Origin of the sequence: Planomonospora parontospora (genome assembly GCA_014647935.1) — a bacterium.
GTDB lineage: Bacteria > Actinomycetota > Actinomycetes > Streptosporangiales > Streptosporangiaceae > Planomonospora > Planomonospora parontospora.
Genome location: BMQD01000039.1, coordinates 1 through 21,946, shown reverse-complemented (window position 1 = coordinate 21,946; position 21,946 = coordinate 1). Strand labels below are relative to the sequence as shown.

The 21,946-nt window shown below is 68.5% G+C and carries 19 protein-coding genes and 1 pseudogene; 10 read left to right on the top strand and 10 right to left on the bottom strand.

Annotated features, from left to right (window positions below; translation table 11 throughout):
* Positions 1-67 precede the first annotated feature (67 nt).
* Positions 68-2,995 carry a Tn3 family transposase gene (locus IEZ07_RS32725; protein WP_191898337.1) on the top strand — a complete coding sequence of 976 codons (2,928 nt, stop codon included), beginning with the start codon at positions 68-70 and terminating at the stop codon, positions 2,993-2,995.
* A 427-nt stretch (positions 2,996-3,422) separates the two neighbouring features.
* On the opposite strand, the gene IEZ07_RS32715 is transcribed toward IEZ07_RS32725, so the two are convergent.
* Together IEZ07_RS32715 and IEZ07_RS32710 are read right to left on the bottom strand one after the other, a co-directional pair.
* A complete protein-coding gene (locus IEZ07_RS32715) occupies positions 3,423-5,507 on the bottom strand; it encodes a prolyl oligopeptidase family serine peptidase (RefSeq protein ID WP_191898336.1) in 2,085 nt (694 codons plus the stop codon).
* A 100-nt stretch (positions 5,508-5,607) separates the two neighbouring features.
* A complete protein-coding gene (locus IEZ07_RS32710) occupies positions 5,608-6,309 on the bottom strand; it encodes a recombinase family protein (protein WP_191898335.1) in 702 nt (233 codons plus the stop codon).
* Positions 6,310-6,555: 246 nt separating this feature from the next.
* Between IEZ07_RS32710 and IEZ07_RS32705 the strand changes: the two genes are divergently transcribed.
* The gene (locus tag IEZ07_RS32705; RefSeq protein WP_191898334.1) at positions 6,556-7,248 is read left to right on the top strand and encodes a hypothetical protein; all 693 of its coding nucleotides are present in this window, start codon (positions 6,556-6,558) and stop codon (positions 7,246-7,248) included.
* A 108-nt stretch (positions 7,249-7,356) separates the two neighbouring features.
* Here the strand turns inward: IEZ07_RS32705 and IEZ07_RS32700 are convergent, their stop codons facing one another.
* Positions 7,357-7,959, bottom strand: coding sequence for a class I SAM-dependent methyltransferase (locus IEZ07_RS32700; RefSeq protein WP_191898333.1), 603 nt, complete (start codon positions 7,957-7,959; stop codon positions 7,357-7,359).
* A 178-nt stretch (positions 7,960-8,137) separates the two neighbouring features.
* Between IEZ07_RS32700 and IEZ07_RS32695 the strand changes: the two genes are divergently transcribed.
* Complete coding sequence (locus tag IEZ07_RS32695) at positions 8,138-9,079, top strand: tyrosine-type recombinase/integrase (protein WP_191898332.1); 942 nt, start codon at positions 8,138-8,140, stop codon at positions 9,077-9,079.
* A 7-nt stretch (positions 9,080-9,086) separates the two neighbouring features.
* On the opposite strand, the gene IEZ07_RS32690 is transcribed toward IEZ07_RS32695, so the two are convergent.
* From IEZ07_RS32690 to IEZ07_RS32680, 3 genes are read right to left on the bottom strand one after another with little or no spacing between them, the layout of a single operon-like run.
* A complete protein-coding gene (locus IEZ07_RS32690) occupies positions 9,087-10,322 on the bottom strand; it encodes a TniQ family protein (protein ID WP_191898331.1) in 1,236 nt (411 codons plus the stop codon).
* Positions 10,319-11,173, bottom strand: a complete 855-nt coding sequence (locus IEZ07_RS32685; protein WP_239321081.1) for a TniB family NTP-binding protein — start codon at positions 11,171-11,173, stop codon at positions 10,319-10,321. Before IEZ07_RS32685 ends, IEZ07_RS32690 begins: the two co-directional genes overlap by 4 nt.
* A gap of 59 nt (positions 11,174-11,232) precedes the next feature.
* Positions 11,233-12,996, bottom strand: a complete 1,764-nt coding sequence (locus IEZ07_RS32680) for a TnsB C-terminal domain-containing protein (RefSeq protein WP_204054726.1) — start codon at positions 12,994-12,996, stop codon at positions 11,233-11,235.
* A gap of 124 nt (positions 12,997-13,120) precedes the next feature.
* Here IEZ07_RS32680 and IEZ07_RS32675 point away from each other — a divergent pair, with 124 nt between their 5' ends.
* Positions 13,121-13,312, top strand: coding sequence for a hypothetical protein (locus IEZ07_RS32675; RefSeq protein ID WP_191898329.1), 192 nt, complete (start codon positions 13,121-13,123; stop codon positions 13,310-13,312).
* A 111-nt stretch (positions 13,313-13,423) separates the two neighbouring features.
* Entirely contained in the window at positions 13,424-13,816 is a 393-nt protein-coding gene (locus IEZ07_RS32670; protein WP_191898328.1) for a hypothetical protein, read from the top strand.
* 74 nt (positions 13,817-13,890) lie between these two features.
* Here IEZ07_RS32670 and IEZ07_RS32665 read toward each other — a convergent pair whose 3' ends face one another.
* Both IEZ07_RS32665 and IEZ07_RS32660 read right to left on the bottom strand, forming a co-directional pair.
* Positions 13,891-14,424 (bottom strand): hypothetical protein, encoded by a 534-nt coding sequence (locus IEZ07_RS32665; protein WP_191898327.1) that lies wholly within the window; start codon positions 14,422-14,424, stop codon positions 13,891-13,893.
* Between the two features lie 344 nt (positions 14,425-14,768).
* A complete protein-coding gene (locus IEZ07_RS32660) occupies positions 14,769-15,560 on the bottom strand; it encodes a hypothetical protein (protein WP_191898326.1) in 792 nt (263 codons plus the stop codon).
* Positions 15,561-15,956: 396 nt separating this feature from the next.
* Between IEZ07_RS32660 and IEZ07_RS32655 the strand changes: the two genes are divergently transcribed.
* From IEZ07_RS32655 to IEZ07_RS32645, 3 genes are all read left to right on the top strand, one after another.
* Positions 15,957-16,571: a recombinase family protein gene (locus IEZ07_RS32655; protein ID WP_191898325.1), complete on the top strand. Its 615-nt coding sequence runs from the start codon at positions 15,957-15,959 to the stop codon at positions 16,569-16,571.
* A gap of 43 nt (positions 16,572-16,614) precedes the next feature.
* The gene (locus IEZ07_RS32650) at positions 16,615-17,205 is read left to right on the top strand and encodes an HAD domain-containing protein (protein ID WP_191898324.1); all 591 of its coding nucleotides are present in this window, start codon (positions 16,615-16,617) and stop codon (positions 17,203-17,205) included.
* A 407-nt stretch (positions 17,206-17,612) separates the two neighbouring features.
* Positions 17,613-17,894 carry a hypothetical protein gene (locus tag IEZ07_RS32645; RefSeq protein WP_191898323.1) on the top strand — a complete coding sequence of 94 codons (282 nt, stop codon included), beginning with the start codon at positions 17,613-17,615 and terminating at the stop codon, positions 17,892-17,894.
* Here IEZ07_RS32645 and IEZ07_RS32640 read toward each other — a convergent pair.
* On the bottom strand, positions 17,869-18,279 hold the full coding sequence (locus IEZ07_RS32640; protein ID WP_191898322.1) for a plasmid pRiA4b ORF-3 family protein: 411 nt from the start codon (positions 18,277-18,279) through the stop codon (positions 17,869-17,871). The genes IEZ07_RS32645 and IEZ07_RS32640 overlap by 26 nt on opposite strands.
* 69 nt (positions 18,280-18,348) lie before the next feature.
* On the opposite strand from IEZ07_RS32640, the pseudogene IEZ07_RS32635 reads away from it, so the two are divergent.
* Both IEZ07_RS32635 and IEZ07_RS32630 read left to right on the top strand, forming a co-directional pair.
* A pseudogene (locus IEZ07_RS32635) lies at positions 18,349-18,552 on the top strand (hypothetical protein); the annotation flags it as partial.
* Positions 18,553-18,909: 357 nt separating this feature from the next.
* Positions 18,910-19,197: a hypothetical protein gene (locus IEZ07_RS32630; protein ID WP_191898320.1), complete on the top strand. Its 288-nt coding sequence runs from the start codon at positions 18,910-18,912 to the stop codon at positions 19,195-19,197.
* A 302-nt stretch (positions 19,198-19,499) separates the two neighbouring features.
* Here IEZ07_RS32630 and IEZ07_RS32625 read toward each other — a convergent pair.
* A partial coding sequence (locus IEZ07_RS32625; RefSeq protein WP_191898319.1) for a fibronectin type III domain-containing protein occupies positions 19,500-21,946 on the bottom strand: 2,447 nt, incomplete at its 5' end.

The window sequence follows — 21,946 nt, the reverse complement described above, 5'->3', positions numbered from 1 at the left end:
CGGACACCTTCCCCTTGATCGTGATCTCCATTCGTCGGGGATCGGTGATCGAGGAAAGGGCGCGCGGATGCGGAGCGAGTGGGAGCCGGACGAGCTGATCGATGCCTGGACGCTGGTCGAGGGCGACTGGGGCCTGGTGGGCAACAAGAGCGGCGCGACCCGGCTGGGGTTCGCGCTGCTGCTGAAGTTCTACGAGATCGAGGGCCGTTTCCCCGCCTACCCCGAAGAAGTCCCACCGGCCGCGGTCGACTACGTCGCCTCACTGGTGAAGGTGGAGCCGTCCCTGTTCGCCAAGTATGCCTGGCACGGCCGGACTATCGAGTACCACCGGGCGCAGATCCGCCGTACCTTCGGTACCCGGCCGGCCGGCGAGGACGACGAGGAGCGGTGGGCGCGCTGGCTGGCCGCCGAGGTGTGTCCGGTGGAAACCGACTCCGGCCGCCTGGCCGACGCGCTGCTGCGGCGCTGCCGCAGCGAGAAGATCGAGCCGCCCAGCGACGGCCAGGTCGAACGGGTGGTCGCCTCGGCGGGGCGCCGGTTCGAGGACGCCTTCGCCGCGCAGATCACACACCGGCTCGGGCCTCTGGTGTGCGGCCGGCTGGAGGAGCTGCTGGCCCGGCCGGGGCTGCTGGCGCAGCTGAAGGCCGATCCGGGTCCGCTGGGGCTGGAGACGCTGTTGACCGAGATCGGCAAGTTGGCCACGGTGCGTGGGCTGGGCCTGGGCGAGGAGGTCTTCGCCGGTGTCTCCGACCGCATCGTGGCGGCCTGGCGGGCGCGGGCGGCCCGGATGTACCCCTCGGACTTTCTCGCCTGCGATACCCCCGTGCGCTATACGCTGCTGACCGCGTTGTGCTGGACGCGGCAGGCCGAGCTGGTCGACGCGCTGGTGGAGTTGCTGATCGGGTTGATCCATCGGATCGGCGCCCGGGCGGAAAAGCGGGTGGAAAAGGAGCTGATCGGCCAGCTGGCCCCGGTGCCGGGCAAGCGCGGGATCTTCACTCGGATGGTGACCGCCGCGCTGGAGCGTCCCGACGAGACCGTCCGGGCTGTGGTCTTTCCCGCGGTGCCGGGCGGGGAGAAGACGCTGCGGGAGCTGGCCCGGGAGTTGATGGCCACTGAGAAGGTCATCGCTGAGCGGGTGCGCTACCAGCTGCGCGGCTCCTACTCGCACTACTACCGGCGGATGTTGGCGCCGCTGCTGGGCGCGCTGGTCTTCCGGTGCAACAACACCGCCTACCGGCCGGTGATGGACGCCATCAACCTGCTGGCCCGCTACACGGGCGCCCCCGGCGACGAGCGGCTGTACCCGGCCGAGGAGGTCGTGCCGGTCGAGGGCGTGGTGCCCAAGGCCTGGAGTGAGGCGGTCACCGATGCCGCCAGCGGCCGGATCGAGCGCGTCCCGTACGAGCTGTGCGTGCTGATCGCGCTACGTGAGGCGCTGCGCCGCCGGGAGGTCCACGTCGAGGGCGCCGGCCGCTGGCGCGACCCGGAGGAGGACCTGCCCGGTGACTTCGACGACAACCGCGACGTGCACTACGCCGCCCTGGCCAAACCGCGGGATGCGGCCGCGTTCATCGCCGACCTGCAGACGCGGATGAGCAGCGCGCTAGAGCGCCTGGATGCCGCCCTGGCCCAGGGCACGACAGGCGGGGTGCGCATCATCACCCGCGGCGGCCAGCCGTGGATCAGCGTGCCCAAGCTGGCCAAGCAGGCCGAGCCGACGAACCTTTCCGCGCTCAAGGCTGAGGTTCAGCGCCGCTGGGGCACCATCGACCTGCTCGACATCCTCAAGGACGCCGCGTTCCTCACCCGGTTCACCGATGCGTTCTCCTCGGTGGCCAGCCGCGAGGTGCTGGACAAGGCGACCGTGCAGCGGCGGCTCCTGTTGTGCCTGTTCGCGCTGGGCACCAACATGGGCATCCGGCAGATGGCCGCCACCGGCGAGCACGGCCAGGACGAGGCCGCCCTGCGCCGCGTCCGCGCGACCTACATCACCCGCGACAACCTGCGCGCGGCGATCGCGTGCGTGGTCAACGAGACCCTGGCCATGCGGGATGCGGCCTGGTGGGGCGAGGCGACGGCCACCGCCTCGGACTCCAAGCGGTTCGGCTCGTGGGAGTCGAACCTGATGACGGAGTTCCATGCCCGCTACGGCGGCTACGGCGTGATGATCTACTGGCACGTCGACAAAGGCCGCGCCTGCATCTACTCCCAGCTGAAAAGCTGCTCCTCTTCGGAGGTCGCGGCGATGATCGAAGGGCTGCTGCGGCACTGCACCGACGCGGACGTGCAGGCCAACTACACCGATACCCACGGCGCCTCGGTCGTCGGGTTCGCCTTCACCGAACTGCTGGGGTTTCGGCTGCTGCCCCGGCTGAAGACCATCGGCTCGATCCGGCTGTATGCGCCCGAGGCCGGCCCGAACCGCTGGCCGCGCCTGGAGCGGGTGCTCAAGCAGCGGCCCATCGACTGGGACCTCATCGGCCGCCACTACGACCAGATGATCAAATACGCGACCGCGCTGCGGCTCGGTACCGCCGAGGCCGAGCAGGTGCTGCGCCGGTTCGCCAAGGGCGGCCCCAAGCAGCCGGTCTACCGGGCGATGGAGGAGCTCGGCCGGGTGGTGCGCACCGTCTTCGCCTGCGACTACCTGGCGAGCGAGGACCTGCGCCGCGAGATCAACAGCGGCCTGCAGGTGGTGGAGAACTGGAACGGCGCCAACGATGCGATCTTCTACGGCAAGGAAGGCGTGCTGACTGGCGCCGAACGTGAGCACGCCGAGGTCTCCATGCTGGCGCTGCACCTGCTGCAATCCTGCCTGGTCTACGTCAACACCCTGCTGCTGCAGGCGGTGCTGGCCGACCCGGCCTGGGCCCGGCGGCTCACGGCCGAGGACCGGCGCGGCCTGTCACCGCTGTTCTGGTCGCACATCAACCCCTACGGCCGCTTCCACCTCGACATGGACAAGCGCCTGGATCTGTCCGGCGTCGCCTGAACGCAGCTTCTGGTCCTCCTGGCCCTCGTCACCGCCCGGCCGCCGCCCGAGCGCCCGCCACCACGGCCCTTTGATGGCTTTGCCGCGGTAGGCGACGTCGTGACGACGCGCCGCCACCCACGCGGTGACGGCCTGCTCGACCTTGTCGCGCGGGCGCCTCGTCGTAGGCGCCCGCGCGAAGATGCGGCTCTTCCAGCGCCACCGGTCCCCGCCGGGATGGGTGGTCAGGCCCCTGTGGCCGGTCCCGGTGACGAACTGGGACAGGTAGACGCCGTCCTCGCTGGCCTGTCGAGGATCGTCAGCTCGCCCACCGGGCCGTCGGGGTGGAGGTTGAGCGTCACGCACAGGCCGGGATCGACCGGGCCACCGGACGGCAGGACCGCGATGTGGCTGAGGGCTCGTGCCGTGCCCGACATGTCTGTCGCCATCATGAGTCGTCGGACGCGTGCAGGACGAAGGCCAGAACGTCGGCGAGCAGTGCCTGCTCCTGGTCTCTGGTCGAGCCGACGCCATGCCCGCCGTGTTCCTCGACGCGCAGCAGCACCGGTCGGCCGGAAGCCGTGCCCGCCTGAAGGCGGGCGGCCAGCTTCGCCGGCTGCCACGGCGGCACCCGCGCGTCGCGCAGGCCGGTGGTCAGCAGCACCGCCGGGTACGGCACGCCGTCCCGGACCCGCATGTAGGCATCGATGATCAGCAGATCGCGCAGGCCCTCCTCAGTGGTGAAGCTGCCGAACTCGGGCACGTTGATCGGCCCGCTCTCGGTGAACTCGTTGCGCGTGGCGTTCACCGTCGGCGCGTGCATCGCCATGGCCGCCCACAGATCGGGGCGGCGCACCAGCGCGCCGCCGGTGGGGATGCCGCCGGCGCTGGCGCCCTCGGCGGCCAGCCGTCCCGGGCGGGTGTAGCCGAGGGCGATGAGATGCTCGGCGCAGTCGATGAGGTCCGTGATGGTGGCCTCCTTGCGTTCGCCGCGCCCGGCCTCGTGCCACTGGTGGCCGTAGGCGCCGCCGCCGCGCAGGTGCGCGACGGCGTAGACGCCGCCGCGCTCGTACCAGGCAAGCATCTCGGGACGGAACTCCGGCAGGTCGATGAACCCGTGGGAGCCGTAGCCGGTGAGCACGGCCGGGTTGTCGCCGTCCAACTCCAAGTCCTTGTGGTGGATGACCGTGAGCGGGACCGGCGTCCCGTCCCGCGCGGGCACGTGCAGCATGCGGACGTGCACATCACCGAAGTCCACCGGTGAGCGGGGCGCCAGCCCGGTGTCCTGGAGGCACTGGCCGTCGTAGCGGTAGAGCCGTGGCGCGTCGGTCCAGCCAGCCACCAGCAGCAGGGCTTCGGACCGCGCCGGGTGGGTGGTCCACTCCAGGATCGCGCCCTCCACCGGCATCGGGAGGTCGGCGGGCTCGCCGCCGGACAGGAGCACGTGCCGTACCCGGCTGACGCCACCGTCGAGATCGCGCACCAGCAGCCGGTCGCCCACCACCCGCACCGACTCCACCACCCGCTCACCCGCGGGCACCACCACCCGGGCGCGGGACAGATCGGGTGCGGCAAACGGAACGGCCAGCACGCGCGAGCGCGGCGCGTCCCGGTGGGAGACCAGGTAGAGGGTGTCGCGGCTGGTGGCGAAGGTGGTCACACCGTCGGCTGCGCCCGCGACCTTCCGCCACGGGCAGGCGGCCGGGTCGGCCAGCCCGGCGCGCGGCGCCACGTATATCGTGCAGTCGCTCAGCTGCTCGCTGGTCCAGGGCCAGGGGCTGAGCGCGCCGTGGGAGATGATCGCCAGCATCCACTCGCCGTGTGGCGGCACCACCAGGAAAGGCCGGTCGCGCGGAGTCAGCTCAATGTGGGGGTTGAGGCCGCGGGCCAGCACCACCGCATCCTGCGCCGGGTCGGCGCCCAGCTGGTGCAGGAAGGAGCGGCTGTCCAACAGGTGCTGCTCCGGATAGCGGTGATAGACGAACGACCGGCCATCTTCCAGCCAGCTCAGGAAGGCGAAACGCGTCGTGGGCGGGATCGTCTCCCGCAGAGCTCCCGAATCGGCGTCGATCACGTGGATGGAGCTGTCCTCCGACCCGGAGGCGGAGACGGCGCAGGCGACGTGGCGGCCGTCGGGGGAGGGCACGTACCAGTCGATGGCGTGGTGCCCGTCGCCGGGCACCGTGCCGGGGTCGAACAGGACCCTGCTCGCTCCGTCGGCCTCGGTCACCGTCAGCACCGGTACGCGGGCGTCCGGCTCGCGTACCAGGGCGAAGACCCTGTCGGCTGCCATCGCCAGGCCGAAGTTCTGCGTGAGCGCACTGCCCAGTTCGCGGATCCGGGTCAGCAGGCCGGCGCGGTGCGGCAGGGCGTCCAGGTGCGCGCGGGCATGCCTGGCCTGGCCGTCCAGCCAGTGGTGGAACTCCTCGCCTCCGGCTTCCATCCACCGGTAGGGGTCCTCAAGCGTGATGCCGTGAAGGGTCTCGCGCACGACGTCCACCCGGGCGATCGGGGGTTCGGTGATGTCGCTCATAGGCGCATGATCATATGCCGGAGATCCAGCGACTTGTCGGACAGTGGATCACGCGTCCCTCCGCCGGGCTCGCCTGACGGCCATGCCGAGTAAACAACAGTCACGGCCTCTGACCGGCCTTATTACCCCTTTCCGGCGTACTTGATCTGCCCCCTTCCAGTGCCGCCGGTCGGCTGGCTCGCAGCTCGCGCAGGTCTGGGATGTGGTTGTAGAGCGTGCCGGGGCTCACGCCGAGCAGCCGGGCGATCGAGGTGATGGAGTGGGCGGGGTTGGGCAGCAGGTCCCGGGCCGCCTGCAGCAGTTCAGGCGTGGCCACGCTGGGCCGGCCGCCGATCCGGCCGCGGGCCTTGGCTGCGGCCAGGCCCTCGCGGGTGCCCGCGACGATGAGCTCGCGGATGAACTCGGCCATCGCGGCGAAGACGTGGAAGACCAGCCGCCCGCCCGGGGTGGTGGTGTCGAGGTTCTCGTGTAGCGAGGTGAAACCGATCTCGCGCTTGCGCAGTTCACCCACCATGGCGATCAGGTCGGCCAGCGAGCGGCCGTAGCGATCCAGCGACGGCACCACCAGAGTGTCCCCGACGGTCAGGAAGGCGTGGCAGGCGGCCAACTCGGGCCGCTCGGCGGTTCTGCCGGACTTCTTGTCGGCGAAGATCCGCCGGCATCCGGCCGCAGTGAGAGCGTCGAGCTGGCGTTCCAGCTTCTGCCCGCCGGTGGAGACGCGGGCGTAACCGATACGGATCTCACTGGATCGGGATGGGAAGGCGGCCAGCAGGTCGGCGGGCGGCTCCAGAGGGGTCGTCACATCTCCAATCCTCTCAACAAACGGTCTTCGAAGGTTGTTGAACGTTCGAGGTTATTGAAGAGGTTTTTGAAGGCTCTGCGGGACCTTCCGACACACTCTTTTTGTCGATTTCCGAAGTCGTCTGCATGGATGTCCGTAGCCCTGTGCACACCGGTCGTCCACCGTCACCTGGCCTGTAGGGGCGGTTCCGATGACGAGCAGCCGGGTCACTGCCGCGATCAGGCCGTGTGCGGTAGGAAGGCATACGTGACCGATCATCAGCGACACGGCCGTCAACGGCAGGACCGCTCACGTGCGCCCCGTCTCGCGGGGATCCTCGTAGGGGCGCCGGCGGCCGGAGCGGGATTCGGCGTAGCGACCTCCCTCGCCAACGCCGCCGCCCACAGCTACGCCGACCTCGAAAGCGAGGACTACACCACCAGCGGGTGGTCCATCGCGGAAGTCGTGAGCGTGCTGCTGGACTCCGGCTGGGCGTGGGCGGGGTTGGCGGTCACCGTGGGATGGCTGGCCTGCCGCGCCGGAGCAGATCGCCCCGCGGCGCTGGCCCGGGCCGCCGCCGCGGGTGCGCTGGCCCTGCTCGCGGCCACGGCCGCCTACAGCGTGGCGGAGACTCTGCGCAGCGGCGGCCCCTTGTCCTCCTGGTACATGGCCGAGCCGCTCGTGTGGTGGGTCACCAGCGTCGTCTTCGGGGCGCCTTTGGGTGCCGTCGGTGCGTGCATCGCGCGTCCGGGAGTGATCGGCTTGCTCGCGAGACTGACCGTGCCGGTCGGCGCCGCCGTCCAGATGATCGTGCTTCCGCCCGGCAGGAACGAGGTGATCGCGGCCATCGGCAAGACGATCGTGTGGGCCGCGGCTGCCGTGAGCATCGGCGTCGTCGTCGTCCGCTTCCTCGGCGCGCAGCGGCGCCGGCGCTCCCCGGCGGCCGCGGAGTCGCCGTAGGCGGCGGATCACCCTGTTCAAGGTCTCGGGACCGGCCTTTCGGGGCCCGCGGGCCGGATGGCCGCCGCTGCGAGGCCGTGCTCCGCGACGCCGACCTGGTCGGCCCGCTCAGTCCTGCGGCTTGCGCCAGGTGATGCTGTAGCGCAGCAGGAGATGACGACGGTACCGGGAGCCCGGCAGGATCTCGGCGGCCACCGCCCGCATCTGCCGATACGTCACCGGCGGCGGCCACACCGTGGGGGACGGGTGCTCCCAGTGGCCCTTGGCGGCGCGGTGGAAGGCGCCGGCGACGATACCGGCGAGGTCGCGCGGCAGGTCGCCCGGCATGGTGCTGCGGGCGAGACCGACGATGGCCAGGACCCCGCCGGGGCGCAGCAGATCGCGCATACGGGTCAACCCGGTGGCGGCGTCCATGTGGTGCAGGGTGGCCACCGACGCGACGACGTCGAACGAGGCGGGCTCGAAGGGGTGGGTGAGGACGTCACCGAGGAGGTAGTCGACGTCGTCCGGGTGTGCGCGCGCCTGGTCGATGCTGGGCGCGTGCAGGTCGATGCCGGTGACGTGCGGCACGGCCCGGCGCAGTTCGCGGGCGAGCATGCCTTCGCCGCAGCCGACGTCGAGGGCGTGCCGGGCGCCGTCGGGAACCGTGTGAAGGATGCGGGGGTGGTAGTGGATGTTGTGGTTCCACCGCCTGTCGTTCTTCGCCGTCATGTGATCATCCTGCCGGATCCGGGTGAACCGGTGCTCCCCCACGTGATCTGGTTTCGGGATAACCTTCGTTATCTGGCAAGATAGCGATCACCGGGGTAGCGCGAGCTGCGCGGCTGTCGTCCGGCGCGGAGCTTCGTTTTCCGGTTATCTGGCAACTCAGCGGATGGGGGGCGGCACGATGGATCCGGTCATCGCCGAGCAGCTCGGCCGCGCCCACCCGCTCGCCCGGCACCTGGACGACTTCCTCACCGACCTGGCCAACGCCGGCGCCTCCGCACACACTCGGCGCGCCTACCGCGGCGACCTGATCGCGTTCGCCGCCCACCACGGCGAGGACCTCGCCGAGCTGACCGCCGCGCCGATCCGGGCCTTCCTGGCCGAGCTCGCCGACCTGTCGGCGGCCAGCCGCAAGCGCAAGCGCGCCGCCGTCGCCTCCTTCGCCAAGTGGGCGATCCGGCACGACCTCCTGGACGCCAACCCGATGGACCGCATCGACACGGTCAAGGTGCCGAAGAGCCTGCCCCGGCCGGCTGCGGCCGCCGACGTCGCCAAGGTCCTCGCCGTGATCTGCTCTCGGCGGCCCCGCAAGGACGTTCCGCTGGACCGGCTGCGGGATCGGGTGCTGTTCGAGACCGCGTACGTGTGCGGTGCCCGCGCCTCCGAGGTGTGCGGGATCTACGTGGAGGATCTGGACCTGCGGCTGGACGACGAGCACGTGCGCCTGTGTGGCAAGGGCGGCACCGTGCGGACCGTGCTGCTGGACGACCGCGGCTATGTCGCGCTGCTCAGGCTGTACCTGGCCCGCGCCGGATACGGTGCCGGACCCCTGTTTCGGGCCAGCGTCAACGGCTCGGGCGGGCCGCTGTCGTACGACGCCGCCCACCACCGGTGGAAGGGCTACTGCGCCGCGGCCGCAGTGAGTATCAGCATCCACCAGCTGCGCCACGCGCACGCCACCGAGCTGATCAACGCGGGGGTGTCCATCGAAGCCGTCCGTCGCCGCCTCGGCCACGCCTCCGCCGAGACGACGCAGCTGTATGCGCTGCTGGATGACAAGGTCGCCGACGCCGAGATCCGTGCCGCCCGGCGCCACCGCGACCGCGACCGCGCGAGACGCTGACCGGTCGTCAGGGCCGCCGGCCGGGGAGAAGATCGGCGCGGCCGAGCTCATGAGGGCCGGGCAGGTAGCGCTCGGGGACGCCGATGTCGATGAGGTCCTGGCGTCTGCGGTTGAAGATCGAGAGCGTCCGGCTGGAGGAGGCGAGCATGACAAGGAGCCGGCGGGCGACGGCCGGGTCGGTGCGGGCGGTCTCGAGTGCCGTGATGAGCTCCTCCCGCAGGTGTTCTCGGCGGTCGGCCACGCCGGCGCGCCGGGGCGGATCGCCGTCGTAGACGGCCCGGTGCGGCTCGCGCATCAAGGCAGGACCGAGCGTGCCGCGGACGGTGATCGCTCCGCTCTCGGCCAGGTGCAGCGCGACCGCTGCGGCCTCCAGCATCGCTTCCTGGCATGCCCGATCAAGCTGCTCATAGGGCCGCCACACGGTCAGGCCGGCCCGCAGCGGCCGACCCGTAGCGTCCCAGATCAGTTCGAGGGCGGCGGCCGAGTGCCGGTGGATGCGCGAGGAGGAGATGCTGACCTCGTCCAGCAGGGTGCGCAGCAGCCGGAGCCAGACGCCGACGTGTACCGCCCGGCGGGGCAGGGAGACCGTGCCGGAGGTCAAGCCTTCTCGGGTGAGCCGGTCCAGGGCCAGGACGTGCTCGGACACGGTGCGGTGGGGAGGCGGCCGTCCCAGCGCGAAGGCGAGGGCGACGTCGCCTTCGGCTTCGAGGCGGCACACGTGCTCGGGGCAGCCGAGCATGAGCGGGAGCATCGCGGTGAGCGGCGTACCGCGGTCGGGGTCGGCGGCGCAGACAGGGCAGATCCACCGTGGCACCCGGCGGGTCGGGCGTTCGGCCCGCAGCCAGGGCCGCCATCGCCCGACGACGTTGGTGCCGGCCTCTCCCGGGCAGAGCAGGACCGAGTCCTGGCGGGCGTAGGTGTGGAAAGCCTGCGAGCCGTCGGCGGATTCGAGGCTCTCCAGCAGCCACGGCACCCATCCGGCGATCGTCGCCAACCGCAGCTCGGCGACCTCGACCCCGGTCCGCTCCGCCAGCGCCTCCAGCACCGGCCGGGGCGGATCCCAGTCCAGGTCGTCCTCGTGAGCCTTCCCGACCAGAGCCGAGGCCGGACCGAGGTTGTGGGTCAGCAGTTGCGCAACCGTCAGCTCGTAGCGTGCAGCGAGACGGCCGAGCCAGGACGACAGCGCTTCGCCCGGTCGCGGCGACGGGTGGACCGGCCACCGGCGGGCACCACCACCGCTCACAAGAGCTCGCGTTCGAACAACCGGCGCCGCTCGGTCGGCCCGCTGTAGGTCGTCATCAGCAGGGTCCGCTGGTTGATCGACTCCTCACCCGACTCGATCGCCACGATCGCCGCCTCGCTCAGCAGCGCCGACAGCTCGCCGATCGTCCCCTCGCTGCGGGTCAGCAGGTACTCGGCCATCTCCGGCGTCGAGATCGCCGAGGGGCGGCGCAGCGGGAACGAGGCGGCGAAGCTCGCCAGCAGCGACCGCGCCTCGGCATCGGGCTGCCAGCGCGGCAGCGCGAACGGCGCGAACCGGTTCTCCAACTGGTCATCGGAGCGGATCGCCAGGTGGGCCTCGCGGGTGCCGACCCCCACCAGCGGGATCTTCAGCTCGTTGCCCAGGAAGCGCAGCAGATTGAGGAACTCTCGGCGGGCGCTGCCGTGCCCGGCCAGGGTGTTGTGCAGCTCATCGATCACCAGCATCCGCACCCCGGCCTCGCGCAGCAGCCGCAGCGCCAGCTGCTCCAGCACAGCCAGCTTCATCACCGGCCGCAACGGCGCTCCCAGACCGGCCAGCAGCGCGGTGTAGAAGCGGCCGACATGCGGGTCCGAAGGCATCTGCACCACCAGGACCACGATCTCCTCCCGATCACGGTGCGCGATGACCGGGTGCGACCGCCGGAACTTCTCGATGATCATCGACTTGCCGTTGTTCGTCGCACCGATCAGCAGCAGGTTCGGTGTCCGCTGCCGCGCCGGCAACGCCAGCAGCTCCTCCAGCCTCTCCAAGGCCTGCGTGGCACGGGTGTAGCCGATCCACCGGTCGGCGCGCACATAGCGCAGCCGCTCGGCCGCGGGCAGCCGCGCCACTCGCCGGGCGCTCTCATGCAGATGTGACAGATCCTCCGGATCCCGGACCTCCGCATCGCTCACCACTGCTCGATCACCTCGAACGGCGCCGCGGCCGCCACAGGCCCGACATCCGCAGGCGGGGGCATCGCCGGTGCCGCTGCGGCCCGGGCCGGGACCGCGGCACGGCGCTCCACTGCACGGCGGGCCGTGCGGGTCGTGGCCGCCGCGTCCTCGGCGATCCGCCGCATCTGCTCCACCATCGCAAACAGCGCGTTCTCATCCACCTGATCGCGGCCCGCCTCGCGCAGCGCCGCGATCGCCGCGCGCTGCTCCCACAGGCTGATCGGCGGCCGCGACATCGTCCGATACGGCACCTCCAGGTAGGAGACGCCGTCGGGGTCCAGCGCCCAGATCCGGGAGATATCGCGCGGATCGCGCCGCAGAACGAACTTGCCCAGCTGCCCGCGGCGAGCGATCCACGGCTTGAGGCCGGCGCAGAAGTACTGGACGTGATCGAGGGTGAAGCCCGTCCTGCTCAGCACCCGCCGCTCGACCGGCAGGAAGTCGACCAGGAACGCCGTCTCGCTCACCACCGTCGCCGGGCGTCCTCCCTCGGCGACGCCCTGCTCCCACCGTCCGGCCGGGGTCTGCCTCAGCGTGCCGTGTACCTGGCCGTGGTAGACCGCCACCGCCACCGCCAGCCACGTGTTCAGCTCGGCCAAGGTCAGCACCGCAGCCGCCTGGCTGTCATAGCGGCCCCGCTCGGCCGGGTTGGAGAACGTGGTGCCCGGCAGCTCGTGCACCATCTCCATCATCGTGCCGATCAGCCGCTCGACGATCCCGCCGAAATGCGGCTGCCCCGGCGGCCGCCACGCCACCGCGATCCCGTGCTGATTACAGCCCCGCCGCAGCGCCTCGCTCTTGAACTCCGCCGCGTTGTCCACATAGATCTCGCGCGGCTTGCCGGACATCGGCCAGGCCGTGTCCACCCCGAGCCGTTCCAACTGCGGCCGCTTGTCGGTCGCCATGTGCGCCAGACACAAGCCCACCGACAGCGCCGACGGCGCCTCCAACGTGACCACCAGCCCGCACACGCACCGCGACGCCACATCGATCGCCACCGTGACGTACGGCCGGCCGATCGGCCGCCGATACCGCTCGTCCACGATCTCCAGATCCACGACCGTGTGGTCGATCTGCACCTGCTCCAGCAGCCCTTCGATCACCGGAGGCTCCCCGCCCGCCGCCCGCAACGCCCGAGCGGCGTCCGCACCCTGCCGGGCCGTGGTGGCCGCCACCGGATCCAGCCGCGCGATCCGGCGCTCCAGCGTCCCCCGCGACGGGATCGGCAGGCCGCGGATCCGGCACTGCCGGACGACTTCCTTGTAGACCGTCGTCACCGAACGGCGCTGCTTGGACAGGTACCGCGTCCGGATCACCTCCACAAGCAGCGCCTCGACCTCCTCCGGTAACCGGCCCCGGCCACGCCCACCACTCGATCGCCGGGGAAGAAGGTCAGAGGCCAGCCCCGAACCCGTCCGCCACCGCTTCAGCAACCCGTACACCTGCCGGCGAGAGATCCCCAACTCCGCCGCCGCCTCATCCGCCGCCGCCACCCGAACCCGCGGCTCCCGAGCCAACCGGCCGATCACCTCGGCCCGGCGGACGGCGACCTCCCACTCCTGCGCCGAAGCCGTCAGCACACCCAGCTCCGCCACACTCGCCACACCGTCGACCATGCCGACCTCACCGTTGTGCACACGAGTACGGACAAAGATCGACGGTAGTGCACGGGAGTACGGGAATCCGGAAGTTCCGAAGGCTGCTGCAACCAGCCGCATAACGCCAGGAAGCTGGTGAACACGACTACGGGAATCGACAGAAACATCGTCACCTAGATGATCTTCGCTGGCCGTCCCAGAAACGATCGTTCCGGCACCGCTCGTCGGTTAACTGACCGGCGGGTTGCACCGGGTACCGCTGCGGGCGTGGCTGTGGCCGCTGTCGCCGACGTCCTTCTATTTCGCCCCCGGCCTGGTCGCCTACGTCAGCCCGTGGGGCGGCGAGGAGCGCGATGTCGGGGTCGGCACGACGCACCGCGGCGTGCTGCGCCCGCTCGGTGACCTGGGCATCGACTGGAGACGCTTCGACGGCTGAGCGCGTCAGGACCCCTGCGGGCCGTCGAACTTGCCCCTGGCCTGCGCCGGCCGGGGTGCGAGGGATTCTCGCCGCCGGTGGAGTCGGCCCGAGGCCGCTACCCTCGCCAGGATGGGACTGCTGCTGGTGCTGCGTCCGGCGCAGCCACGCCCCAAGAGCCTGCGCCGGGCCACTCGGGCGCAGCGACGCGAGCACCACCGCGCCACCGCCGCGGAGTGGGAGACGGCCCGGCAGCGCGGCCGGCTGCTAGATGTGGAGGTGGACGTGCTGCTGTCGCTGGTCAACCGCTCCGAGGGGGGCAGGCTCCAGGTCCTTGGGCACCTGGACCCGTGGTCGGACACGGTGCTCGATTATCGCGATCTGCCGCGGATCGCGGCTGATGTCGATCGGCTGGAGACAGCTGCCGGTGATGACGTGCAACGCGCGCTGATCGCGGCCCTGCGGGAGCTGCTGGAGCGCTGGCGTGCGGAGCCGGGCCTGATGTTGCACTGCTACGGGGATTGACCTGTCCTGCCTCAGATTGGATGGGACAGCTCAGGGCGAGACCGTCTCGTTGATGTGAGGCATATCGATGGAACTCATCGCTGTGAGGGCGTGGGGAGGCCGTTCTCGTTGTGCGGTGTATGCAGCCATGGATTCTCCGGAGGCCAGAAGCGCAACCGGAAAAGATCGATGCGATAGATGTGCCGAGGGAAGTCGGGTTCCCGGTCGTTCTCCAGCCGTTTCCTCTGCACGCAGACCTCCCAGGTGCTCTCCCCCCGGCCGAGATCGAAGATCTCGTTGTAGGTGTCCTCACCATCGAGGGACGCGCTTAAAGCGGTGACCTGGCCGGAGGTGAAAGAAATCGCACCGGTCCAGTTGTCGTCCCACCCGTCATCCTGGCTGGACAGCGGCCGACCATCCCACAGCTCGTAGCGGACGTAGACATCGGCATCCCAGCCGGAGTCGAGCCTCACCACATCGAGGCCAACCTTTATCCACTCGCCCGGCCCGGGTTCGACGTCCCAATAGGAGCCAGCGATCTTCGCATCCGCCTCTGTCAGCGCCGAGACGACCCCAAGGAAGTTCTTGATCGCTGCGTCATCGGTCAACGCGCTGATCAGCTTGGCCATCCCTTACCTCCTGCGCACCGACTTCCGACGATCGTCGGCGTTGGTGATCGACATTTTTGACGATCATGCCTCATTCAGATGAGACGAACAGCTGTACGCCCCATGATCGATGAGACTGCCTCAAGTCCAGTGAGGCAGGGCAGCAAGCCAGACGCTCAGCGAGAAAGCTCCGCCGCTCCCCGGATAACTCTCCTTATCCGGGGAGCGGAACTGGGAACTCCCCGGATAATGTCGGTGCGGCCCGGCAGGCGGCGCCGGGAAAACTCCCCGGAGAAGAAGAGGGCCAGCTCCCAGTGCCGCTTACGACAGAGGGTAAGGACCAGGTCTTGGTCAGGGGTCGCCGCTCACCAATCGTAGGTGATGAGGTGCTGGGGCGGGGCCGTGATCTTGACGGGGGTTCCCCATCCCCGATAGATGATGTTCATCGTCATGGTCTCGCCGTCGCCGCCCTCCGGGCGGGTGAACCTCATGACGGCGTGGAAACGTCTCGGCAGATCATCCGGGCCCACCCAGAGTCTCCAGGTGATCGGTCCACCCCACGTGGCATCCTCCTCGGTCCCGAAGAACATTCCGGCCTGCCGCTCACCCAGCTGGGAAACCATCGCCGTGCCGCTGTAGAGGGTTGTCTTCACTCCCTCGAAGGTGCCACCGTCGGTGCTGGTCGCACCGTAAGCGGCACCCAGTTTGAGGAAGCCCGGGTTGATCCCGTTGATCAAGTCCTCTCCCCAGATGACCCCGGCCAGGTTCCGCCCGTAGCTCCATTTCCCCACCGTCGACGGCGACTTCCAGACGTACTTGCCCTCCTTGGACCGCACGTAGGCCTGGGAGTAGAACTCCCGGCCGATGCTGATCCCCCGGGAGCGGCCCGTCCCATCTGGCTCCTGGGAGATCTCCGTGGTGTCGGCGGCGTACACCCCTGAAGCCCTGAAGCGATACGCACCGGACGCCTTCATGTCCATCGCGGGCAAGGGCCCGCCACGTCGTTTGACGGAGAAGCGCACGCTGCTCTTCTCCGCGAACTGCTTCTTGATCGCTTTGACGACGGAGTCGAGAGAGCCCGATTCAGGGGCCGCGTGCACGGCGCCCCCGGGAATCGCGACGCTCAGCAGCCCGGCCATCACCAGCGCGATGCTCATGCGTCTCATGTTCAGATCATCACAGATGATGATCTCTGACTCGTCACGGCACATCCCTCGCCCAGCCTTATCGGCCAGATGGAGGAGAAGCCGGTGATGGTCTGCCGGCCTCGGGGAGAGTGCTCGGAAGCGGACGCCATCCCCGAGCCGTACCGGGGATCGTCTCCGTACCACCTTCACGGAACGGCGTTGTGGGCCGATTCGTGGAGCGGATTCCGGCCGGTACCCGGGCCCGATGGCAGAGGTTGGTCAGCTGTTCCACTTCCTTGGAAGTGGAACAGCGCGTCGGCCCCCGCCGCCGGACCCCCGAAACCGGCCGGAATCCGTTCCAGAAGCCATTCCACAAATGCCGTTCCACAAGGACCGTACGGAGACGGCTTCCGGTACGATCTCGGCATGTCCCCGGCCTTCGATCACCCCGCACGCGGTCTCGAACTCGGCTACGCCCGCGTCTCCACCACCAAGCAGTCCCTGGAGCGCCAGCTCGACGCCCTGGCCGCCGCCGGCATCCCGGCCGAGCACATCTACACCGACAAGAAGACCGGCACCAGCATCGAACGCGAGGGCCTGACCGCCCTGCTGGCCTACGCCCGCGCGGGCGACACGATCGTGGTGCACACCCTGGACCGGCTGGGCCGCAACCTGCGCGAGGTCCTCAACCTGGTGCACGACCTGGCCGAGCGGGGCATCGGCGTGCAGTCCCTGGCCGACCCGCTGCCGATCAACACCACCGACGCGGGCATGGGCCGCATCGCCTTCCTGCTGCTGGCCCTGTTCGCCGAGATGGAACGCACCTACACCGCCGAGCGCGCCGCCCACGCCCGCGCCGTCGCCGAAGCGAGCGGCCGCCGCATCGGCCGACCCGTCGCCCACCCCGCAGACAAGATCGAGTACGCCCGGCTGCTCAAGGCCCAGGGCGAGTCCCTCGGCACGATCGCGGCCAAGACCGGTATCCCCAAGACCTCCCTGCACCGCTACCTCACCTCGCAGCCCACAGGAGACAGATCATGAACGCCGCCGACCTCCACCGCGCGGACGAGAAGCACTCCGGCTGATGGATCGGCCGGTGTGGTTGCTCGACGTCGACGGCGTGATCAACGCCTCGCGGCCCGGCTGGGGCGCCGCCCCGCGCAGCGGCACCGCCTACTCCGGCAGTAACGCCTACCGCATGCGCTGGGCGCCCGCTCTGCTGGATCGCATCCGCGCCCTGCACCGGGCCGGTGATGTCGAGATCTGCTGGTGCAGCACCTGGTGCGCCGACGTCGACCAGTTGGAGCGGTTGTTCGCCCTGCCCCGCCTGGCCCGCGCCTGGTCCGGCCACCTGTCCGCCAGCGCCGCGGCGGCGGCCAAACTCGCCGCCGCACGCGACGTCCTGGCACGCGGGCGGCGGCTGATCTGGACCGACGACGTCGAGGTGCCCGAGAGCGGGCCGGTCCATGACGAGCTGACCAGGGGCGGCCGGGCCCTGCTGATCGCGCCGTCACCCGGCAGAGGTCTGCAGCCCGAGCACATGGACGCCATCGAGGCCTTCATCTCCACTCCGGCGGCCGACGGCCCCGGTTGCGGCGCGGACGCCACCCCCGCGGATGAGGCCCTGCTCATCGCACGGCGCCTCCTCGGAGGCGCTCCTCCGCCGCCGCTGTGAACGACGCGCGGCGGACCGGCGTCGGATGGTGCTGAAGCTTCAGCGCCACTCACCGATGAAAGTCACACACCACCCTGCCGATGATCTCCCCCGGCCGTCCCGAAAACGATCGTTTTCGGGACGCCTGCGACCTGGGAAAACACCCCGGGCGGGGACGGCAGGCGATCATGATTCCGGTTTTCCGACCGGAGATGAGGCGGCTCCCGGTCGTGTCGGCCTCTGGGGAGAATCGGACCGAATTTTGGCGGTAGCGCTCTTCGGTGCTGACGGACGTGGGAGGGCTCACGCCCGCATACCCTTTCAGCCAGATGTTCCGTTTTGCGACCTTGTGTGAGGGTGGAGTGTCAGCGAAACCAGATCACTCCGGACCCACAACGGCCGGGGTTACAGCTAGCGCGTATGCCGCTGTGATCGTCGTGCTGGCCGCTTTGAGCGTGTCAAGCTTCGCTGGCGGGAGTGGCAGTGGTCTGGAATTCATGCTTATCGCTCCCGCCACCTACCCGTTGGGGACCGCCACGCTTGACCTTTGTCAGTCGTCCGGACTCTGCTACGCCGAGGTCGGCCCCCCATTGCTGCAGAACCTCCTTCCCTTGATCATGACAACAGTCGGCGGGTTGATGCAGGCCGGCCTGCTCTGGTTAGCCCTTCGTGTCGGGTCGTCCATCAAGGACAGGCGGCAGATCCGCTGAGCGCTCTGCCGCCGCTGTCTTCGGGCGGGCAGGCGCGGCCGCCGGCGCTGCAGCGCGGGTAGGCGACGTTCTTGGCCGGGCGGTGGATCTTCTCCACCTCGATGTCGTGGTCCCAGCGGTCACCGAAGTCGTAGCGGTAGGCCAGCCGGGCCCCGGCCTTGGGCAGCAGCCGCGCGAGCGTCACGTCGTAGCCGCTCTTGGCATTGTCGCCGTACTCGATCCAGTCCTTGACGAAGACGTGCAGGTGGATGTTCTCCCAGCCCATCGCCGCCTGGATGATGCAGTGCAGCTCCCACAGGTTCGCCGTCGAGGCCACATGCACACGCCGCCACACCACCGGCTGAACGCCCCGCAGGCTGACCTTCAGCTGGTGGATGGTGTCCATGGCCTGCGTCCCTTCGGCGTGTCCGGCGACGGGCGCCACGGTAGCGACGCGATCATCGACGCGGGACCCGAGGCCATCTCCAGCGCCACCGCCGAAACCACCGTCAACCACATCATCAGCCGCCGCGTGGTCAAGAAACAACAGATGAGGTGGACACCCCGCGGCGCCCACCTGCTCCTGCAGATCCGCACCAGCGTCCTCAACCACGACCTCGAAACCGACTTCGCCCGCTGGTATCCCAGCTCAGACCAGAGGCTCAGCCTCGCGGCCTGACCTCAGCCGAACGTTTCAGGACCACACGAAGATCGCGAAAGATCAAGGTTAGCGTCCTCTATAAGCTCCGCTGTAACCCCGGCAGGGCCGGGCATCCGCGCAAAACCATCGCCGTCCTACAGAATCACAGGCCCACTCAAGGATGAAAAGGGTGCGCTGTATAGTTCATCCAATGGGAGCTGACATCGACCTATCCTAATACTGAGGAGATCATAAGTTCTGGTATTTTTCGGATATCCAGATGATCCACCTGCCGCTCCAGCAGGGGCGACTCGCCTTCCGATTTTCTCAAAGATCCCAGAACTTATGATCGCCTCAGTATAGCTCAGACTCAATCTACTGGAATGGAATGACTACATGATCTATGACATGATTGGGATGCTGTATCAGGTCCCGCCTTTGACTGTCGGCGGATTGGTATTTGTGGCGCTCTACTTGATCTTGCGTCGCACGCGACCGGGATCGGGCTATCTGCTGTTAACCGCTTCAGCTTGGTTCTTGGCCGCCCTTGACGAGTGGTACATAACCACCTATCAACCGTACATGAATATCCGCATCGATGCGCTAGCCTTCCTCGCTTTTATGGCCATTACTACGCCACTCGGCATTCTAATGGCAGTTTTCGGGAAGCGTATAATGCGTTGATCAGCAACCGAGGATGCCGTCGCCAGTTCCAGCTTCTGTGTCGTCCACAGGCGTTCAAGGGAGGCTTAACATACCGCCAGTCGGCTACCAGGCCCCTGGCGGCTATCTGGACCGAACTTCCTTCAGCGAGCGACGATCTTACAAACAGTAAGATCATCCGTTAAGTCACGGATTCACCTTCCGTCCTGCTGAGCACGCAGGTCATCGAGGTTAGCGTCATGGAATGTTCGGAGGTGTCAACCCGCACTGCGGGAGTGATGAATGTGATTAATATCATCACTCCCGCATCTATGCGCTAGTGTTTATTGCCTCTTCACAATCGGCCCTATGTGCTTTCCTCCGAACGCGCGCACCGCTTCATAGAACACATGCGCCCAATCCATACAGATGCGCCGATGGGATTTTGCGACAGAATTGGAGATTGGATCGCCATTGTCCAATACGCTGCAGATGTTTTTCTTCATAATGTGATACATCACAGAATCTACAGCGGCCCTCTTTTCCAATGGCAGATATCCACTTCTAATTAGTCCGTATCCGTAATCGTGAGAATCGCAGGCAACACGGAAATTTACCCCCTTTACTGGCCTGTCTCCAACTACTGGAGCGGAGCAACCATCATTGGTTACTCCCATTACATAAAGCACTGTCGATGTTTTAATCCAAGATGGGTGGCGCAGTTCTATGCGTGATTCCTCATCAATGTCAACCGCATGCGGGCATTTTCCGTGGAGCATGTAGTCGGCGGCGTACGGAACGGTACAGGATCCAGGGGTGCCCGAAGGAGGGCCAGCGCACCGACTCGATGCCTGCGCCCCGCGCGCTGCCGGTGCTCCGCGCGCTGCCGGTGCTCCGCAACCACCGCGGTCCTGGAAGTCGGTAGAGTCCTCCTCCACCTCGATCGGGACCTGAATCATGATGATGTCACCGCACCGGTCGAAAGCGACCACATCGATGGAAGGCTCACTCGGCTCAACGACGCCACCCGCGTTACTGGCCGCCCGCGCACGCAATGCGGTGGTGGACGTCTCCTTCCACGCCCGCTTGATCGTCGCGGTCACCTGCACCGTCCCATCGGCTGCCTCCCGCGGAACCACGTTCTCAACGGTCACCGTGGAATCCGAACGGGAGACACCCGCGGCCTCAAGCGCCTGCTTCTCCTTGACCAGCACGGGATTGAGCAGCGAGAGCTTCGCGGTACCCGGTGCCTCAGCGGTCACCCCGGGAGCCTGCCACACCGTGGCCGCGCGCCCCTCGAGCACGGCGTCCTGAGCCTGGTAGTACTCCTTGATCCGGTCCGCATACTCCTGTGCCGACGACCCCGATTGCCCGTCTGTGGCCAGGGCACGCGCGCCAGGGTTGGGCGCGCAGTCCCAGGACGGCGACGGGGACGGGGGCGGCGGCACCGCCTTGGGTGTGACCGTGGCCGATTCCCACTCACCCGCGCCGAACCGCGTCTTCGCCCGGACCTTCACCGTGTAGGCGGTACCGCTGGTCAGACCGGTGATGGCCACAGTCGGATCGGTGACGGTCAGCGTGCGCACGACACTGTCGCCCTGGGAGACTTCGACTTCATACCCGTCGAGCATCGCGAACGCCCCGTTGTCCTGCGGCAGTCCCCAGCTGGCGATGGCACCACCGTCACCGGGGGAGGCGACAAGATTGAGTACCTTGCTGGGCGGTCCTGGGGGCTGATAGGTGAAGGCGATCGACAGCTGCTCGGCGACGGTCGCTTCCCCGAAGGTGATGCCCTCCTCTTTGTTCGAGGTGAGCAGCAGCCACTGGTACGCGCTTCCGTTGATGTCGGCCTGCGGGGTGGCAATCGGCAGGGAATGGGTGATGTCGGGGTCGGCGTTGGCCGCCGCGTCCGAACCCGTGGTCTCGGCTGTTACCGGGTCCAGCAACGGCGTCGCGGTGATCACAGCGTCAGCCGGACACGACCCCGCGGCACAGGTCGGGGTTCCCAGTTTGAGGACCGCCTCGGCAAGCTGTACCCCGTCGGGGAGTTCGTTGAGCTTGATTCCCAGCACCGTCGCGGTCTTGCCCGTCCCGGTACCGCCGACCTGCATAGTGGCGGAATCGGCCAGCGGACACGGCGCACTGTCACAGGCAGTGGGGTCGGTTTTGGTGGTCTTGATGACGAAGCTGTCCTTGCCCAGAGTCAGGCGCCGGACGTCCACGGCGGGCGACTCGGCCGGGGTGCCGGGGACGGCGAAGCCGATCGGTTCGGTTTTGGCAGTGCAGACCTCCCCGGTGCCATCTTCGGCGCTGGCGCAAGCCTGCATCCGCCAGGTGTAGGCGGCGCCCGGCTGGATGATGCCGTCCGGGACCTGGAACGAGGCGCGCTCACCGCCGTTGGCGATACGGACACCGAGCGGGGCGGAGCCGACCGGGGTGCCCTTGTCGTCGTACAGGTAGTACTTGGCGGTGACCGGGCCGCCGCCGGGGCGGTTGACCATGCCCGACAGGATCGCCGTGGGCGGCGAGACGATGGCGGGCTCCTGGGCGGGAGCTTCCTGCGTGGTCGTCTTCGGGTCCGTCTGCTGCGTGACGGCAGTCGGCAGGCGACCGCTGTGCAGGGCGGTGATCTCTTCGGTGGTCAGCACCCGGTTGTAGGCGTGGAGTTCGTCGATGGTGCCGCGGAAGGAGTGCTGGTAGGCACCGTTGAGCTTGCTGCGGCCGATCAGTATCCCACCGCCGGCGTTCCAGGCAGCGGTGTAGTCGTTCTCGGCGACCAGTTCCCCGTCCT

Bases quoted from the DNA above. Each gene is read 5' to 3' on its own strand.
- IEZ07_RS32700 (WP_191898333.1), bottom strand. From the start codon at position 7,959: ATGACGGCGAAGAACGACAGGCGGTGGAACCACAACATCCACTACCAC.
- IEZ07_RS32695 (WP_191898332.1), top strand. From the start codon at position 8,138: ATGGATCCGGTCATCGCCGAGCAGCTCGGCCGCGCCCACCCGCTCGCC.
- IEZ07_RS32640 (WP_191898322.1), bottom strand. From the start codon at position 18,279: ATGGACACCATCCACCAGCTGAAGGTCAGCCTGCGGGGCGTTCAGCCG.
- IEZ07_RS32665 (WP_191898327.1), bottom strand. From the start codon at position 14,424: ATGGCCAAGCTGATCAGCGCGTTGACCGATGACGCAGCGATCAAGAAC.
- IEZ07_RS32630 (WP_191898320.1), top strand. From the start codon at position 18,910: ATGATCTATGACATGATTGGGATGCTGTATCAGGTCCCGCCTTTGACT.
- IEZ07_RS32660 (WP_191898326.1), bottom strand. From the start codon at position 15,560: ATGAGCATCGCGCTGGTGATGGCCGGGCTGCTGAGCGTCGCGATTCCC.
- IEZ07_RS32655 (WP_191898325.1), top strand. From the start codon at position 15,957: ATGTCCCCGGCCTTCGATCACCCCGCACGCGGTCTCGAACTCGGCTAC.
- IEZ07_RS32650 (WP_191898324.1), top strand. From the start codon at position 16,615: ATGGATCGGCCGGTGTGGTTGCTCGACGTCGACGGCGTGATCAACGCC.
- IEZ07_RS32715 (WP_191898336.1), bottom strand. From the start codon at position 5,507: ATGAGCGACATCACCGAACCCCCGATCGCCCGGGTGGACGTCGTGCGC.
- IEZ07_RS32670 (WP_191898328.1), top strand. From the start codon at position 13,424: ATGGGACTGCTGCTGGTGCTGCGTCCGGCGCAGCCACGCCCCAAGAGC.
- IEZ07_RS32680 (WP_204054726.1), bottom strand. From the start codon at position 12,996: ATGCGGCTGGTTGCAGCAGCCTTCGGAACTTCCGGATTCCCGTACTCC.
- IEZ07_RS32725 (WP_191898337.1), top strand. From the start codon at position 68: ATGCGGAGCGAGTGGGAGCCGGACGAGCTGATCGATGCCTGGACGCTG.